Below are 14,437 nucleotides of genomic sequence, written 5' to 3' on the forward strand. Positions count from 1 at the left end.
CTTTTCGTACAGTGCAACCCCTGAAGTCATCACTCACTCTTTCGCATGCGCTAGCATGGCGATATGCCCGAGCCCGCAGAATCACTCGAAGCGTCCGTCTTCGCGCGTGACTGTGCGTCGAGGCAGACCTTGCAGAACGCCACCAGCAGGTGGGGCGTGCTCGCGCTCGCCGCGCTCACCGAGGGTGACTACCGATTCAATGCGTTGCGCCGACGCGTCGACGGCGTCAGCGAACGCATGCTCTCGCAGACCCTGCAAACCCTGGAGCGAGACGGCCTCGTGATTCGCACCGTGCAGGGGACCATCCCACCGAAGGTGGAGTACAGCCTCACCCCGCTGGGACGCGACGTCGGTACCCGATTGAGCGACCTCATCGAACTCATCGAGGGCAACATGCCTGCCGTCCTCGAATCACGCGCCGAACACGACGCCCGCTGATCGACCGGGCTCACGCGGGTGGCGTCACCAGGCACCACTCGTTGCCCTCGGGGTCGAGGAGAACCTGAAAGGTTCCCGCCGCGTCGGAGTGTCGTTCGCCGAGAACCGTCGCGCCCAGAACAACCGCCTGCCCGACGGCATGGTCGATATCCGATACCGCGACGTCGAGGTGGAGTCGATTCTTGCCCGACTTGCCCTCCGGTACTCGCTGAAACGCGAGCCGAGTGAACCCGGGAACGTCGACGTAATGCCAGCGCTCATCGCGCACCATCGGCTCGCCGCCGAGCACCTCGGCCCAGAATTCCGCCAGCAACGCCGGCTCCGCACAGTCGAAGACGACCTCGTCCATCCGCCCGATCACAGACCGATCCTAGAGGCCGCGAGCACCCACAAGGGCGTTATCTCAGCGTGATACTAACGAGATGCTTCCGTGATGATGCCGAACCCGTGCCGCGTTCGGACCCGTCGAGACTCGATGCCAGGACGCGAGGGCCGTGTGCGACATCGGCCCGGCGACCGACACGCTCGGCACACCGGTGCCGACGCACTGATCTGGGGAGGCATTCACCATGTTCCACACCAAGAGGATTGTCGGCGGAGCGGCAGCATTCGGATTCGCGTGTGCGTTCGCGGCGCTGGTACCCGGCACCGCATCCGCAGCGCCGGTCGCCTGCACCACCGCACCGGGAGGGGCCGATATCGCTGCGCTCGTCGGAGGATCGCAGTGCGACAGCTCGGCAGACGGCGCGAGCGCGGCAGCCGGCCTCGGGCTCGAGGGGTGGGGTTCGGCCGAGGCAATGGACAACGCAGCAGCCCTGGCACTCGGGCTGAACGGTGGAACTGCAGTCAGCAACGGCAGTTTCGGTGGCGCGCCTGCAGCGATCGCCTTCGGCCCCGGTGCCGTCGCACAGAACACCGCGGCCGGCCTCGGGCTCTCCATCGCGGTGGCAGCACCCGGCTCCACCATCACCCTCACCCCGACCGGCGCAGTGTGCGACGGTGCCGGAATTGCCGGCAGCTTCACCACCCTGCAGGGCTGCATCGGCTGACGCACGCCACGGGGGGCGCGAGTGGGCGATATGGATGTGACCGAAGGCCGCGTGATCTACAGTCTGGGTGACCTACAGTCTCGGTCACCCACAGTCTCGGAACGCGAGTCGGCAACGGCCCGCTGAACAAGGAGTTCGACGGCAATGATGTCCTACCTGCTCTACGACGTTCTGCTCCCCCAACTCGGCCACGACGTCGCGTCGTACTGGGCACACCTGCTGGTTGTCGCCCCGGTCTGAAATCCAGGACCCGACACGACAAAGGCATCCCCGCTCGGCCACGCAGGCCGGGCGGGGATGCCTCGTTCGAAACCGAATCAGACGGGCTGGGGCAACAGCCGGGTCAGCACATCGGACAAGGTCACGACGCCGACGCTGCGCGCCGGATCGTCCGCCGCCGCCGAACCGTCGACCACCAGTGCCAGGTGATGCCGGGTCTCGCGCATCGACTGCAGGGCAACGTATACCGGCGTAGTCGCCTCCAGCGTGTATGCCGGACGCGTGATCTCGGCCAGGGTCTGCGGAGAGGTCAACGTATCGCGCACGTGCACCACGCCCTTGACCACGTCCGCGTCGCTGACCAGAATCCGCAGATGCCCCGAGCGACGCGAGGCCTCGCGCACGTCGGCGATGGTCGCCGTCGACGGTACCGACGTGGGCTTGCCGAACTGGCGCACCAGGTCACCGACGGTCAGTTCCTGCAGTTCGAGCGCACTCGAGATCTGCGCCTGGTAGCTGGCGTCGAGAGCACCGACGTTCACCGAATGCTCCACCAGCTGACGCAGATCGTCCGCGTTCTGGCCCGTACCCACGGTGTCGGCCGGCTCGACGCCAACCCGTCGCAGGCACCAGTTCGCCATGTTGTTCAGCGCCGTCAGTACTGGACGCGTCAGGAACATGAACCCGCGCATCGGGATTGCGAGCATCGTCGCGGACTTCTCCGGATGGGCGATTGCCCAGGACTTCGGAGCCATCTCACCGACCACCAGGTGCAGGAAGGTGACGACGATCAGCGCGAGCACGAAGCCGAGAACGTCGGCGAACCAGTACGGCAGGCCGCCGCTCTCGAACAGCGGCGTGAGCCAATAGTGCACCGCCGGCTTCGTCGTCGCTCCGAGGCCGAGGGTGCAGACCGTGATGCCGAGTTGCGAGCCGGCGAGCAGAACGGTCAGCTCGGACGAGCTGCGCAGAGCGGCACGCGCGGCCCGTGAATTGGGAGCCGCGTCCTCGAGCCGATGCCGCTTGGCGGCCAACAGCGCGAACTCGACGGCCACGAAGAACGCACTGGCAGCGATGAGGCCGATCGTGACGGCCAGGAAGACCCAGATGTTGCTCATCGGTGCACACTTTCCTTCGTCTCGGCCGACTCGTCGTCGTGCTCGGGGTCACGCTCGCCGAGTGTCAGGGTCAGCAGGGACGGGACGTGGCTGTCGATCTCCTCGATCTCGAGGATCACGAAGCGAATGGGACTCTCCTCGTCGTTCGCCAGATCGGCGTTGTCCGGTGGTAGGTCCACTTCGATCCGTTCCCCGACGTCGGGGAGAGATCCGTTGTGCGCGATGGCAAAACCGGCGATGGTCTCGTAATCGCCCTCGGGCAGATCGATACCGATGGCGCGTTCGACCTCGTCGACGTGCACCTCCCCGGCCATGGTCCAGCTGCCGTCGTCGGCACTGACCGGACTCGGATCGGACAGGTCGTCGTCGTGCTCGTCGGTGATCTCGCCGACCAGTTCCTCGGCCAAGTCCTCGATCGTGATGACGCCGGTCAGACCGCCGTATTCGTCGATCACACAAGCCAATTGGTTCTTCGTCGAGCGCAACTCGCGCATCGCGTCGGGCAGGCTCTGGATCTCCGGGAGGATCAACGCATCACGCGTGAGCTCGGAGATCGGGGTGGAACCCGGCACCGTCGCCGACAGGACGTCCGCGAGATGGACCACGCCGACGATGCCGTCGTCGTCGTCGAGCACCGGATAGCGAGAGTGTTCCTGACCCATCAGGGCCGCGACCTCGGCGAGGGTGTCGGTATCGCGGACCGTCGCCGAGCGCGAACGCGGAATCATCGCGTGTTCGACTGTGCGAGTAGGGAAGTCGAGGATGCGGTCGAGCAACGTCGACAACTCGTCGGGCAGATCGCCTGTCTCCCGCGAGTCCGAGACGATGTGTTCGAGGTCGCGCAGGCTGGCCGAATGCTCGACGTCGTGCACCGGCTCGATCTTGAGCGCCTTGAGCAACAGGTTCGACGACTGGTCGAAGATGGTGATCAACCAGCCGAAGAGCTTGAGGTAGATGGTGGTCGAGAGCGACAGCCATCTGGCCACCGGCTCGGGACGAGCGATGGCGAAGTTCTTGGGAAACAGCTCGCCGAAGAGCATCTGCACGAACGTCGCGAACGTGATCGCCAGAACTGCGCCCAGGCCGACACCGACTGCCGTCGGCACTCCGACGCCGCCCAGAATTGCGCCGAACGACTGACCGATCAGCGGTTCGGCGACGTAGCCGACCAGCAGGCCGGTGACCGTGATGCCCAACTGTGCACCGGACAGCATGAACGACGTGCGCTTGGTGACGGTCAAGGTACGAGCCGCGACGGCGTCGCCGGCCTCGGCGCGAGCCTTGAGCCGGGACCGGTCGACGGTCATGTACGCGAATTCCTGAGCTACGAAGTAGCCGGTCGCGACGGTGATGAGAAAAACGACGAGCAGGCCGAGCAAGAGAGTGAGCACTACGCTCATTCGCCGGACACCGCCTCGCACGTAGTAGCCGTAGTGCGGGGAGCCGTGTCCGGCCCGGGTTTATCGCTGTCCATGATTCCTCAGGGTCGTATGGTGGGAAGTTTGTCCGATACTACCGTGCCGCGAGGGAAGTCACGGCGCCTTGACGACGAGAACGGGTACCGGGCAGTCGAGCAGCACCCGCTGCACGGTGCTGCCCATCAGGAACTTGCCGACCGCGGAACGACGCTTGGAACCGATGACGACCATGCCCGCACCGACGTCCGCGACGAGATCGACCAGAGCGCCGGCCGGGTCGCCGCCGTCGGGCTCGACACGCACGGTGGCCGCGATCCCCGGCAGCGTTCGCTCGACCTCGGACTGAGCGGAGCTACGGTCGTCCGCGGACACCGAATCCCGGTCCACCACCGACAACACGATCAACGGGGCCTGACGCAGCTCGGCCTCGGCGGCACCGCGGCGCAATGCTTCCTGACCCTCCGGTGTGTTGCTCATCGCTACTGCCACTGCGCTCGCTACCGACACGTTCTCTCCCATTGCTCGTATCCACCGAGGATCGCCCTCGGAGAGTTGTGAACTGGACTAATCCGACAGACTGTATCTAACCTGACGCTGTGACACACCACACGAAAGGTCTCTGATGGCGATATCGCCCACACTCCTACGAACGGCCGGCGCATTGGCGGTGGTGGGAGCGGTGACTGTCGCGGGAATCGACGCCGCCAACAGCGCCAGCGGCTCCGATGCTCGCGCCAAGCTCACATTGATCGCACCGGCCGCTGCGGGCGGCGGCTGGGATCTCGTCGCCCGCGAATCGCAGCAGGCACTGCGCAGTGACGGCATCGTCAACAACGCCCAGGTCGTCAACGTCCCCGGCGCAGGCGGCACGATCGGTCTGAGCCAGCTCGAGAACCTGAGCGGGCAGCCCACCACCGTGATGATCACCGGAACCGTCATGCTCGGCGGTATCGCGATCAACAACTCCGAGACGACTCTGGCCGACACCGTCCCGATCGCGAAACTGGCCGAGGACTTCGAAGTGTTCGTCGTGCCGAGGGATTCACCGATCCAGAATCTCGAGGACATGATCGAGGCGTGGCGAGCCAACCCCGGAGGCCTTCCGATCGGCGGCGGTTCGCTCGGCGGAATCGACCACATCGTCGCGGGCCAGTTGGCACAGGAAGCCGACATCGACCCGGCCGCAATCAATTACATCGCCTACTCCGGCGGCGGTGAGGTACTCACGTCGCTGCTGTCGAACACCGTCGGTGTGGCAGTCAGTGGATTCAACGACTTCCGCGATCAGATCGAGGCCGGCAACGTGCGCGCACTCGCAGTCGCCTCGCCCGAGCCGCTCGAGGGATTCGACGTGGATACATTCATCGAGCAGGGCTACGACGTCGACCTCGTCAACTGGCGCGGAATCGTTGCCCCACCGGGGATCTCGGACGAGGACCGACAGACTCTGATCGAGATCGTCTCCGAGATGGTCGAGACCGAGCAGTGGGCGACGGCCGTCGAACGCAACCGTTGGAAGGAATCGGTTCTGACCGGAGACGAATTCGGCGAATTCCTCGACGTGGAGCAGGAACGAATCACCGGAATTCTCGAGGAGTTGGGGCTGGTATGACAACGACGACTACCGACACGGACACATCCCGATCGTTCTGGACGGGCCGCAGTGGACTGATCGTTCCCGCGCTGCTCGTCGCACTCGGAGCCTTCCTGGTCTACGGAACCGTCACGATGCAGGTTCCACCCACGGCCACATCACCTGGCCCGCAGGTCTTTCCGGCCATCGTTGCCGGCGGCTGCTTCGTCGTCGCTCTGTTGGTCACCATCCAATTGTTGGTCAAGCCCGACGTGATCGACCGCGGTGTCGACGCCGACGGAAAGCCGCACACCGGCACCGTCAGCAACTGGCGCACCCTGTCGATCACCGTCGGATCGGTTGCCGTGTTCATCGCACTGCTCGACCCGCTCGGCTGGGTTCTTGCCGGAGCGCTGCTCTTCTGGGGTGTCTCGGTCGGATTGGGTGGTCGCCGGTACGTGTTCGACGCGGCCGTCGCGCTACTGGTCTCGAGCGCAATTCAGATTGCATTCTCCGCGGGCCTCGGCCTGACCCTGCCCGGCGGCGTTCTCGCCCAGATCTTCTGACGGAGCTGACTTCACGATGGATTCATTGAGTAATCTGATCGACGGTTTCGGCACCGCGCTGACACCGATGAACCTGGTCTGGGTGTTCGTCGGCGCGCTGCTCGGCACTGCCGTCGGCGTCCTACCCGGTCTCGGCTCTGCCATGGCGGTGGCCCTGCTGCTGCCCGTCACCTTCACCCTCGACCCCACCGCCGCGCTGATCATGTTCGCCGGAGTGTATTTCGGTGGTCTGTTCGGCGATTCGATCTCCGGCATCCTGATGAACACCCCCGGCAACAGCACCGCGATCGCCGGGACGTTCGAGGGGCACCGGATGGCCAAGAACGGCCGGGCCCCACAGGCTTTGGCCACTTCGGCCATCGGCGCGTTCATCGGCGGCATCGTCGCCACGACCCTGGTGGTGTTCTTCGCTCCCACGCTCGCGTCGTTGGCGACCAACTTCGGCCCGGCCGAGTACCTCGCCCTCGCGGTGTTCGCGTTCATCGCCACCTCGGCCGTGGTCTCGGACTCGGCTCTCAAGGGTCTGACCGCACTGCTGATCGGCCTCACCCTGGCCGTGATCGGCATCGACGGACCCTCGGGCGCTTCACGATTCACGTTCGAGGTACCTGCCCTGTTCGACGGCATTCACATCGTCGTCATCACCGTCGCGATGCTCGCGCTCGGTGAGGTCATCCACATCGCATCCAAGATCGGTCGGCCCGAGGATCGAAGCCTCATCAAGTCGCAGGGACGCCCCTGGCTGAGCAAGGCCGAGTTCCGCGATGCGATGCCGGCCTGGTTGCGCGGCACGGCATTCGGTGTGCCGTTCGGTGTGATCCCCGCTGGCGGTGCCGAAGTGCCGAGCTTCCTGGCGTACGGCACCGAGCGCAGGCTCGATCGCAAGCGCGAGAAGCCGATGTTCGGCAAGGGCGCCATTCGCGGTGTCGCCGGGCCGGAGGCCGCGGGAAACTCCACGGCCGGAACGGCAATGGGAGCGCTACTGGCTCTGGGTCTGCCGACGTCGGCGACGGCGGCCATCATGTTGGCTGCCTTCCAGCAGTACGGCATGCAGCCCGGACCACTGTTGTTCGAGCGCAGCGGCGACATCGTCTGGGCCCTACTGGCCAGCCTGTTCGTGGCGATGATCGTGCTGCTGATCCTCAACCTGCCGTTCGCACCGTTGTGGGCGCAGCTGCTCAAGATCCCGAAGAACTACCTCTACGCCGGCATCTCGGTGTTCGCCGCCCTCGGCGTGTACGCATCGAGTGCCTCGATCGTGGATCTGATCTTCATGCTCGGGCTCGGCATCGTCGGCTTCATGATGCGCCGCTACGACATTCCGTTGGCACCGGTGTTGATCGCGGTGATCCTCGGCCCGCTGGCCGAGGAGTCGCTGCGTCGCGCATTGGCCGTCAGCGAGGGTGACCCGTCGATCCTGGTCGGCAGCGCGATCACCATCGTGCTGTACGCACTGATGATCATCGCCGTGGTGTTCTCGATCGTCAGCAAGGTCCGCGCCCGCAAGACCGCCGACTTCTGAGTGCGCTCCGCGCAGTGGTGCGGTCGAGTGCCCCGGAGGGCACTCGACCGCACCACTGCCGCTAGGCACTGAACGCTGGGTAGTCCGTGTAGCCCTTGGCACCCTCGGAGTAGAAGGTGCTCTGATCCGGCTCGTTCAACGGCAGATCCTCACGCCAGCGGTACGCGAGGTCGGGGTTCGCGATCGCCGGACGCCCGACGACGACGGCGTCGCCGATACCGTCCTCCATCAGTGACAGAGCCTCGTCGCGGGTGGTGATCTCACCGAAGCCACTGTTGACGAGCACCGGTCCGCCGAACGCCTGCCGCAGATCCTGAACGAGCTCGCCCGCCGGATCCTTGTGCAGCACGCTGAGGTACGCCAGCCCCAGCGGTGCGAGCCGCTCGACCAGGGCACGGTAGGTGGCACGCACGTCGTCGGAATCCGTCTCGAGCGCATCCTGGATGTTGTGCTCGGGTGAGATGCGAATTCCCACCTTGCCCGCTCCGAGCGCGTCGGCCACTGCTTCGACCACCTCGGCCACGAAGCGTGCCCGGTTCTCGGGCGAGCCGCCGTACGCGTCGTCGCGCTGATTGGAGGCGGGCGAGAGGAACTCGTGCAGCAGGTACCCGTTGGCACCGTGGACCTCGACGCCGTCCATTCCGGCCGAGATGGCATTCTTCGACGCCTGCACGAAATCTGCGATCACCGAGGGCAATTCGTCTTCACGCAGCGCACGAGGGGTGGGGTACGGCTTCTTGCCCTCGTAGGTGCGGGTCTCGCCGTCGATGGCGATCGCACTGGGTCCGACGACCTCGTGGCCACCCGTCGTCGCCTCGTGCGTCACTCGACCTGCGTGCATCACCTGCGCGACGATCGATCCGCCGTCGGCATGCACTGCGTCGGTGACGTTGCGCCAGCCGGCGATCTGCTCGTCCGTCACCAGCCCGGGCTGGCCCGGAAACCCCTGGCCCGCGTGGCTCGGGTAGGTGCCTTCGGTGACGATGAGACCGAGGGATGCGCGCTGCTTGTAGTGCTCGACCACCAGCGGGCCAGGCACTCCGTTACGTCCCGAACGCACCCGCGTCAGCGGGGCCATCACCAGCCGGTTGTCGAGCTTCAGGTCACCGAGCGTCAACGGGGAAAACAACTTCATGGATCTCTCTCCTCACGAGTGCGTGCACAGTCTTTGCCACTGCTCACTCGAAACGACGGAGTTCCACGAAGCTATTCCGGTCCGAGACATTGCTCACCCCGAAAACAACAGTGGTGTGACCGAGTGCCACAGACGGCACTCAGCCACACCACTGCGCGTAGCGCACTAAAGGATGTAGAGCATCTCCTGGTATGTCGGCAGCGGCCAGAGATCGTCGGCCACCATCGCTTCCAGGGTGTCCGCTGCAGAACGAACGGCGGCCATCGCGGGCAGCAGTTCGTCCTTGGCGTGTGTGGCCTCGGCCAGAGCGTCGCCGCCCGGATCCGCCTCGAGAGCGGACTTCAACGTCGCCAGAGCCGCGCGCAACTCCGACAGTGGAGCCGAGACTGCCTGTAGCGCAGTCATGTCCACGTCGTCGACGCCTGCGCCCTTGAGCGCGCTGACGTTCTGCGCCAACTCGGTCTGGTAGCGCACCGCAGCGGGCAGGATGGACGTCTGACCCATCTCGAGCGTCAGCCGCGCTTCGACGAACACAGTCAGCGCGTACTGCTCGAGTCCGATCTCGTAGCGCGAGTGCATTTCTCGGTGGTTGAAGACCTTGTACTTCTCGAACAGCTCCATCGCCGAGTCCGAGATCAGCTCCGGCAAGGCGTCGAGCGTCGTACGCAGGTTCGGTAGGCCCCGTGACTCGGCCTCGATCTGCCAGTTGTCGGAGTAGCCGTCGCCGTTGAACACCACCGCGCCGTGTTCGGTGATGATCTCCGTCAACAGATTCTGCACGGCCGTGTCGAAATCGGTGCCGTCGGCGACGGCCGCTTCGAGGTTGGTCGCCATGTAGTCGAGAGCCTCGGCCATGATCGTGTTGATCGTGACCATCGGGCCGTTGACGGTCTGCATCGAACCGGGGGCGCGGAACTCGAACCTGTTGCCGGTGAAGGCGAACGGGCTGGTTCGGTTGCGGTCGCCGGGATCGGTCGGCAGCACGGGAAGGGTGTCGGCACCGATCATCATGGTGCCCTTGCCCTTCGACGACGTGGCTGCACCCTTGGCGATCTGATCGAACACGTCGGCGAGCTGATCGCCGAGGAAGATCGAGATGATCGCGGGCGGAGCCTCGTTCGCGCCGAGGCGGTGATCGTTGGTCGCCGACGCCACCGAGGCGCGCAGCAGGCCGCCGTACTTGTGTACCGCGCGGATGACGGCGGCACAGAAGACGAGGAACTGCGCGTTGTCGTGTGGGTTGTCGCCGGGAACGAGCAGCGATCCCAGGTCGGAGTTTCCGAGCGAGAAGTTGACGTGTTTGCCGGAACCGTTGACGCCCTCGAAGGGCTTCTCGTGGAACAGGCACTCCATGCCGTGCTTCTTGGCGATGGTCTTGAAGGTCGTCATCAGCAGTTGCTGGTGATCGGCCGCGATGTTTCCACGCTCGAACATCGGGGCGATCTCGAACTGTCCTGGTGCGACCTCGTTGTGCCTGGTCTTGGCCGGGATGCCGAGCTTGAACAGCTCGCGTTCGGTGTCCATCATGAAGCCGAGCACACGCTCGGGGATGGCACCGAAGTAGTGGTCGTCGAACTCCTGGCCCTTGGGCGGCTTCGAGCCGAACAGGGTGCGGCCCGCGTTGAGCAGGTCGGGTCGGGCGAGGAAGAAGTGTCGGTCGACGAGGAAGTACTCCTGCTCGGGACCACAGAACGAGACGATGTTCTCGATGTTCTCGTGGCCGAAGAGCTTCAGGATGCGCTCGGCATGACCGCCCATCGCCTGCTGGCTGCGCAGCAGCGGCGTCTTGTGGTCGAGGGCTTCACCGGTCATCGAGACGAACACCGTCGGGATACAGAGGGTGTTGCCGTTCGGGTTCTCGAGCACGTACGCCGGGCTGGTGACGTCCCAGCCGGTGTATCCGCGCGCCTCGAACGTGTTGCGCAGGCCGCCGTTGGGGAAGCTCGAGGCGTCGGGCTCGCCCTGGATCAGAGTCTTGCCCGCGAATTCCGCGAGTGCGCTGCCGTCACCGACCGGGTCGAAGAAACTGTCGTGCTTCTCGGCCGTCAATCCGGTGAGGGGGTAGAAGACGTGCGCGTAGTGCGTCGCGCCTTTCTCGAGAGCCCAGTCCTTCATTGCCGACGCGACAGCGTCGGCGACCATGGGGTCGAGCTTCTTGCCTTTGTCGATCGTCGCCATCACCGACTTGAAGACCGATTTGGGCAGACGCTTCTGCATGACGACCTTGCTGAAGACGTTCTCACCGAATATCTCGCCCGGCTTCTCGTCTCCGACGAAGCTGACCGCAGGCGGTACATACGCCTCGACGTCTTTGATCGCCTGCAGGCGGACGGTATTTCCACTCATGGCTACCCCTTGACAAGGTGCTGCTCCGCAGCTGGATTTTGCGGAGTCCGACTCGGCGACTGTACGAATGCGACGTGGCGGTCGTGTTTCGTCGTTGTGTCCACTGCGAGGCAAAAACGGCGATCGGAGTTTCTTTCTGCGCAGACGGGGGTAACTCCGTAGCCAGCGTAAACAATCGAAAGTGAGCCCTGTGACCGACCAGCTGACCGTCCGCCGCGAGATCGACGCGCCCCCTGCCTCGGTGTTCACCGCACTGGCCAACCCCGAGGTTCAGGCCGCTGTCGACGGCTCGGAAATGCTACGCGGCGCGATCGACCCGACGCCGCTGGAAGCCGTGGGCGACACCTTCGCAATGGACATGTACCAGCCGGAGCTCGGCGAGTACGTCATGGAGAACACCGTGTTCGTATTCGAACAGGACCGGCGCATCGGTTGGATTCCTCGTCGTCAGGGCATGGAGCCTCGCGGTACGCGGTGGTCCTGGGAGCTCGACGCGGTCTCGGCGGATCGCACCGCGCTGACTCAGGTCTACGACTGGTCTCGCGTCACCGACCCCGAGTTTCGGAAGATGGCCGGATTTCCTCGGGTGACCGAGGACCAGATAGTCGACACTATGCGCCGCCTCGCCGACCATCTCGGCGTCCGCCTCGAAGACTGATCCGCACAGAAAGAGAGAGAGCTTCATGGTCGACGTCACCAGAACATTCACCGCCGAAGTCACGATCGAGAAGGCCGCGGCCTTTCTCCGAGACTTCTCCAACGCGACAGCGTGGGATCCCGGGACGCAGAGTTGCACGCAGATTTCCGACGGTCCGGTTGCCGTCGGCACGCAGTGGCACAATGTCTCGAAGTTGTTCGGTATCACGACCGAACTGACCTACACGTTGGTCACCGACGAGCCCCATCACATCGTGTTCGAAGGTGAGAACAAGACGGCCACCAGCGTCGACGACATCACGTTGACCGCCGAAGGATCACACTCGACCCGAATCGACTATCACGCGAAGGTCGAATTCAACGGTGCCGCCAAGGTAGCCGGACCGTTTCTGAAAGCGGGATTCGAAGCGAAAGTCGCTCCGGAGACGGTGGAGAAGATGACCGAGGCGCTCGAGCGACTGGGCTGAGGCCCTACTTGCGTGCGACGACGGTGAAGTTGTCCGCCGAGCTCGCCAGGGCATCGGGTGCCACGATCGAACCGTCGTCGGCGAAGATCTCGGAGATGGTGAACCCGGCATCGGTCACCAGTCGTCGCACGTCCGCCACAGTGGTGAAGTGCATGAACGGAGCGAAGTCGTGCGCAGCGAGCGGAGCGACGGCCCACGTTCCGCGATCGACGACCCTCGAGCGCGCAGACCACCAATTGGCAACGCTGCGAACGACTCCGGCGGGATCGAGCAGTCGCCTCCCGATGGCCGTCACGACGCGCTCGAGTGAGAACGTGAACCGTTGGGTCGGTCTGCTCAACTGAAACGGCTTCTCCCCGAACGACGGTCCGTTGCGGTTGAGCGTGGAGAACACCAGAATTCCGGACTCGCCGAGAACTCGGTGGAATTCTGCGAGTACCCGAATCCGTTCGTCATGTGTCACGGTGTCGATTCCGTTGTTGCTGAACACCACCAAGCCGAACTCGCCGTCGGTGAAGTCCGCCAGATCGCGCGCATCGGCAACGTGCGCAGGCAGGTCGGGGAAATTCCGCCGAAAGCCCTCGATCATGTTCGGTGCGTAATCGATCGCGACGTAGCGGTCGCTGAGCAATCGCAGCAGCGCCGTGGTTCGGCCACTTCCGACGCCCACGTCCAGTACCGGCGTTCCGCGAGCAACCCCGGCTGCCGCGACCAGCGCCGCTGCCTCCCCACGGTCGAGAAACCCATCGGTGGGACCGGCGTACTCCACGTATGCAGCGGCTACCCGCGCGCTGTCGAACACGTCTCGATTGTGGTCTATGGACATACGATCACCTCCGCTTCACCGACCGCAGACACAGGCGCCCCGCCCCTGGAGCAGACGGTACCGGCGAACCCTGAGGTGCGCCTGAGGCCGAGTACGCACCGAGTGTGGCCTCCGCCACCGCCGAGCGTGCATCATCGACACATGACAAATTCTCACGACGCATGGCCTCGACTCGAGGTGGACAGTTGGGTGGACACTCGCGACACCGTGCACCTGTGGACCCAGATCGTCGGAAAGACACGAATGGCGTTGTCGCCCTCGATCAATCACTGGTGGGGCGTTGCGCTGTACGTCGACGCGTCGGGCCTGACGACGTCGCTGATGCCGCTCGGCGATCGGGGGCTCGAGATTCGCTTCGATTTCCTCGAGCACCGGCTGATACTCGCCACCACCGACGGTGAGCGACGGAGCATGAAGCTCGAACCGCGTACCGTCGCCGACTTCTACGCCGAGTACCTCGACCTGCTGACGCAACTGGGTGTGGACGCTCCGATGGTGGGCGTGCCCGTCGAGTTGACGCACGCCACGCCGTTCGCGGAAGACGTCTCGCATGCGTCGTACGACGCGGCCGCGATCGAGAAGTTCTGGCGATCGCTCGTGAGCGCACATCGGGTGTTCTCGGCCTTCCGAGCCGACTTCCGCGGAAAGTCCAGTCCGGTGCACTTCTTCTGGGGCGCTTTCGATCTCGCGGTCACTCGATTCTCGGGTCGCCCCGCACCACAGCACCCGGGCGGAATTCCGAACTGTCCGGACTGGGTGATGCACGAGGCCTACAGCGACGAGGTCTCCAGCGCCGGCTTCTGGCCGGGCGGTGCCGCAGAGGGCGTCTTCTACGCCTACGCGTATCCCGATCCGGAGGGGTACGACAGCCATCCGGCCGTCACTGCCCCGGCGTACTTCGATCGCGATCTCGGCGAATACGTCCTGCCCTATCGGTCGGTGCGCACCGCCGAGGATCCCGACGCCGTGCTCAGGGCCTTTCTCGAGCAGACCCACCGAGCGGCCGTCGAAACCGCCCATTGGGAGTAGTCCTCGACCGGTCCCCCCATTCGGGGGTATTCGTGGGGTGACCCGGGTCACTACCGTTCGTCGCACTCGGTATC

Annotated in this window: 15 protein-coding genes; 8 read left to right on the forward strand and 7 right to left on the reverse strand. The window is 64.8% G+C overall.

The features are described 5' to 3' along the window. Window positions 1-63: 63 nt before the first annotated feature. Window positions 64-438, forward strand: a complete 375-nt coding sequence (locus AB0366_RS03110; protein WP_366242652.1) for a helix-turn-helix domain-containing protein — start codon at window positions 64-66, stop codon at window positions 436-438. Window positions 439-448: 10 nt separating this feature from the next. On the opposite strand, the gene AB0366_RS03115 is transcribed toward AB0366_RS03110, so the two are convergent. Continuing rightward, window positions 449-799, reverse strand: coding sequence for a VOC family protein (locus tag AB0366_RS03115; RefSeq protein WP_366242653.1), 351 nt, complete (start codon window positions 797-799; stop codon window positions 449-451). Between the two features lie 208 nt (window positions 800-1,007). Here AB0366_RS03115 and AB0366_RS03120 point away from each other — a divergent pair, with 208 nt between their 5' ends. Beyond that, the gene (locus AB0366_RS03120) at window positions 1,008-1,487 is read left to right on the forward strand and encodes a DUF6764 family protein (protein ID WP_366242654.1); all 480 of its coding nucleotides are present in this window, start codon (window positions 1,008-1,010) and stop codon (window positions 1,485-1,487) included. A gap of 317 nt (window positions 1,488-1,804) precedes the next feature. Here the strand turns inward: AB0366_RS03120 and AB0366_RS03125 are convergent, their stop codons facing one another. The 3 genes from AB0366_RS03125 to AB0366_RS03135 form a co-directional block, all read right to left on the reverse strand. Next, the gene (locus tag AB0366_RS03125) at window positions 1,805-2,824 is read right to left on the reverse strand and encodes a hemolysin family protein (protein WP_366242655.1); all 1,020 of its coding nucleotides are present in this window, start codon (window positions 2,822-2,824) and stop codon (window positions 1,805-1,807) included. Continuing rightward, window positions 2,821-4,224 carry a hemolysin family protein gene (locus tag AB0366_RS03130; protein ID WP_366242656.1) on the reverse strand — a complete coding sequence of 468 codons (1,404 nt, stop codon included), beginning with the start codon at window positions 4,222-4,224 and terminating at the stop codon, window positions 2,821-2,823. The genes AB0366_RS03125 and AB0366_RS03130 overlap by 4 nt, the downstream gene beginning before the upstream one ends. 132 nt (window positions 4,225-4,356) lie before the next feature. After that, the gene (locus tag AB0366_RS03135; RefSeq protein WP_366242657.1) at window positions 4,357-4,761 is read right to left on the reverse strand and encodes a universal stress protein; all 405 of its coding nucleotides are present in this window, start codon (window positions 4,759-4,761) and stop codon (window positions 4,357-4,359) included. Window positions 4,762-4,864: 103 nt separating this feature from the next. Between AB0366_RS03135 and AB0366_RS03140 the strand changes: the two genes are divergently transcribed. The 3 genes from AB0366_RS03140 to AB0366_RS03150 are packed head-to-tail and all read left to right on the forward strand — an operon-like array spanning window position 4,865 to window position 7,903. After that, the gene (locus AB0366_RS03140; RefSeq protein WP_366242658.1) at window positions 4,865-5,854 is read left to right on the forward strand and encodes a tripartite tricarboxylate transporter substrate-binding protein; all 990 of its coding nucleotides are present in this window, start codon (window positions 4,865-4,867) and stop codon (window positions 5,852-5,854) included. Beyond that, window positions 5,851-6,381, forward strand: a complete 531-nt coding sequence (locus AB0366_RS03145) for a tripartite tricarboxylate transporter TctB family protein (RefSeq protein ID WP_366242659.1) — start codon at window positions 5,851-5,853, stop codon at window positions 6,379-6,381. The genes AB0366_RS03140 and AB0366_RS03145 overlap by 4 nt, the downstream gene beginning before the upstream one ends. Before the next feature lie 16 nt (window positions 6,382-6,397). Continuing rightward, a complete protein-coding gene (locus tag AB0366_RS03150) occupies window positions 6,398-7,903 on the forward strand; it encodes a tripartite tricarboxylate transporter permease (protein WP_121870868.1) in 1,506 nt (501 codons plus the stop codon). A 61-nt stretch (window positions 7,904-7,964) separates the two neighbouring features. Here AB0366_RS03150 and AB0366_RS03155 read toward each other — a convergent pair whose 3' ends face one another. Both AB0366_RS03155 and AB0366_RS03160 read right to left on the reverse strand, forming a co-directional pair. After that, a complete protein-coding gene (locus AB0366_RS03155; RefSeq protein WP_366242660.1) occupies window positions 7,965-9,038 on the reverse strand; it encodes an alkene reductase in 1,074 nt (357 codons plus the stop codon). Between the two features lie 165 nt (window positions 9,039-9,203). After that, window positions 9,204-11,384: a glutamine synthetase III gene (locus tag AB0366_RS03160; RefSeq protein WP_366242661.1), complete on the reverse strand. Its 2,181-nt coding sequence runs from the start codon at window positions 11,382-11,384 to the stop codon at window positions 9,204-9,206. A gap of 190 nt (window positions 11,385-11,574) precedes the next feature. Here AB0366_RS03160 and AB0366_RS03165 point away from each other — a divergent pair, with 190 nt between their 5' ends. Then, the gene (locus AB0366_RS03165) at window positions 11,575-12,042 is read left to right on the forward strand and encodes a polyketide cyclase (protein ID WP_366242662.1); all 468 of its coding nucleotides are present in this window, start codon (window positions 11,575-11,577) and stop codon (window positions 12,040-12,042) included. Window positions 12,043-12,067: 25 nt separating this feature from the next. Then, complete coding sequence (locus tag AB0366_RS03170) at window positions 12,068-12,508, forward strand: SRPBCC family protein (protein WP_366242663.1); 441 nt, start codon at window positions 12,068-12,070, stop codon at window positions 12,506-12,508. 4 nt (window positions 12,509-12,512) lie between these two features. On the opposite strand, the gene AB0366_RS03175 is transcribed toward AB0366_RS03170, so the two are convergent. Continuing rightward, window positions 12,513-13,334, reverse strand: a complete 822-nt coding sequence (locus tag AB0366_RS03175; protein WP_366242664.1) for a class I SAM-dependent methyltransferase — start codon at window positions 13,332-13,334, stop codon at window positions 12,513-12,515. Window positions 13,335-13,475: 141 nt separating this feature from the next. Between AB0366_RS03175 and AB0366_RS03180 the strand changes: the two genes are divergently transcribed. Beyond that, a complete protein-coding gene (locus AB0366_RS03180; protein WP_121870874.1) occupies window positions 13,476-14,363 on the forward strand; it encodes a DUF5996 family protein in 888 nt (295 codons plus the stop codon). Window positions 14,364-14,437: the final 74 nt, after the last annotated feature.

This window comes from Rhodococcus sp. NPDC076796 (assembly GCF_040702765.1).
Taxonomy (GTDB): domain Bacteria; phylum Actinomycetota; class Actinomycetes; order Mycobacteriales; family Mycobacteriaceae; genus Rhodococcoides.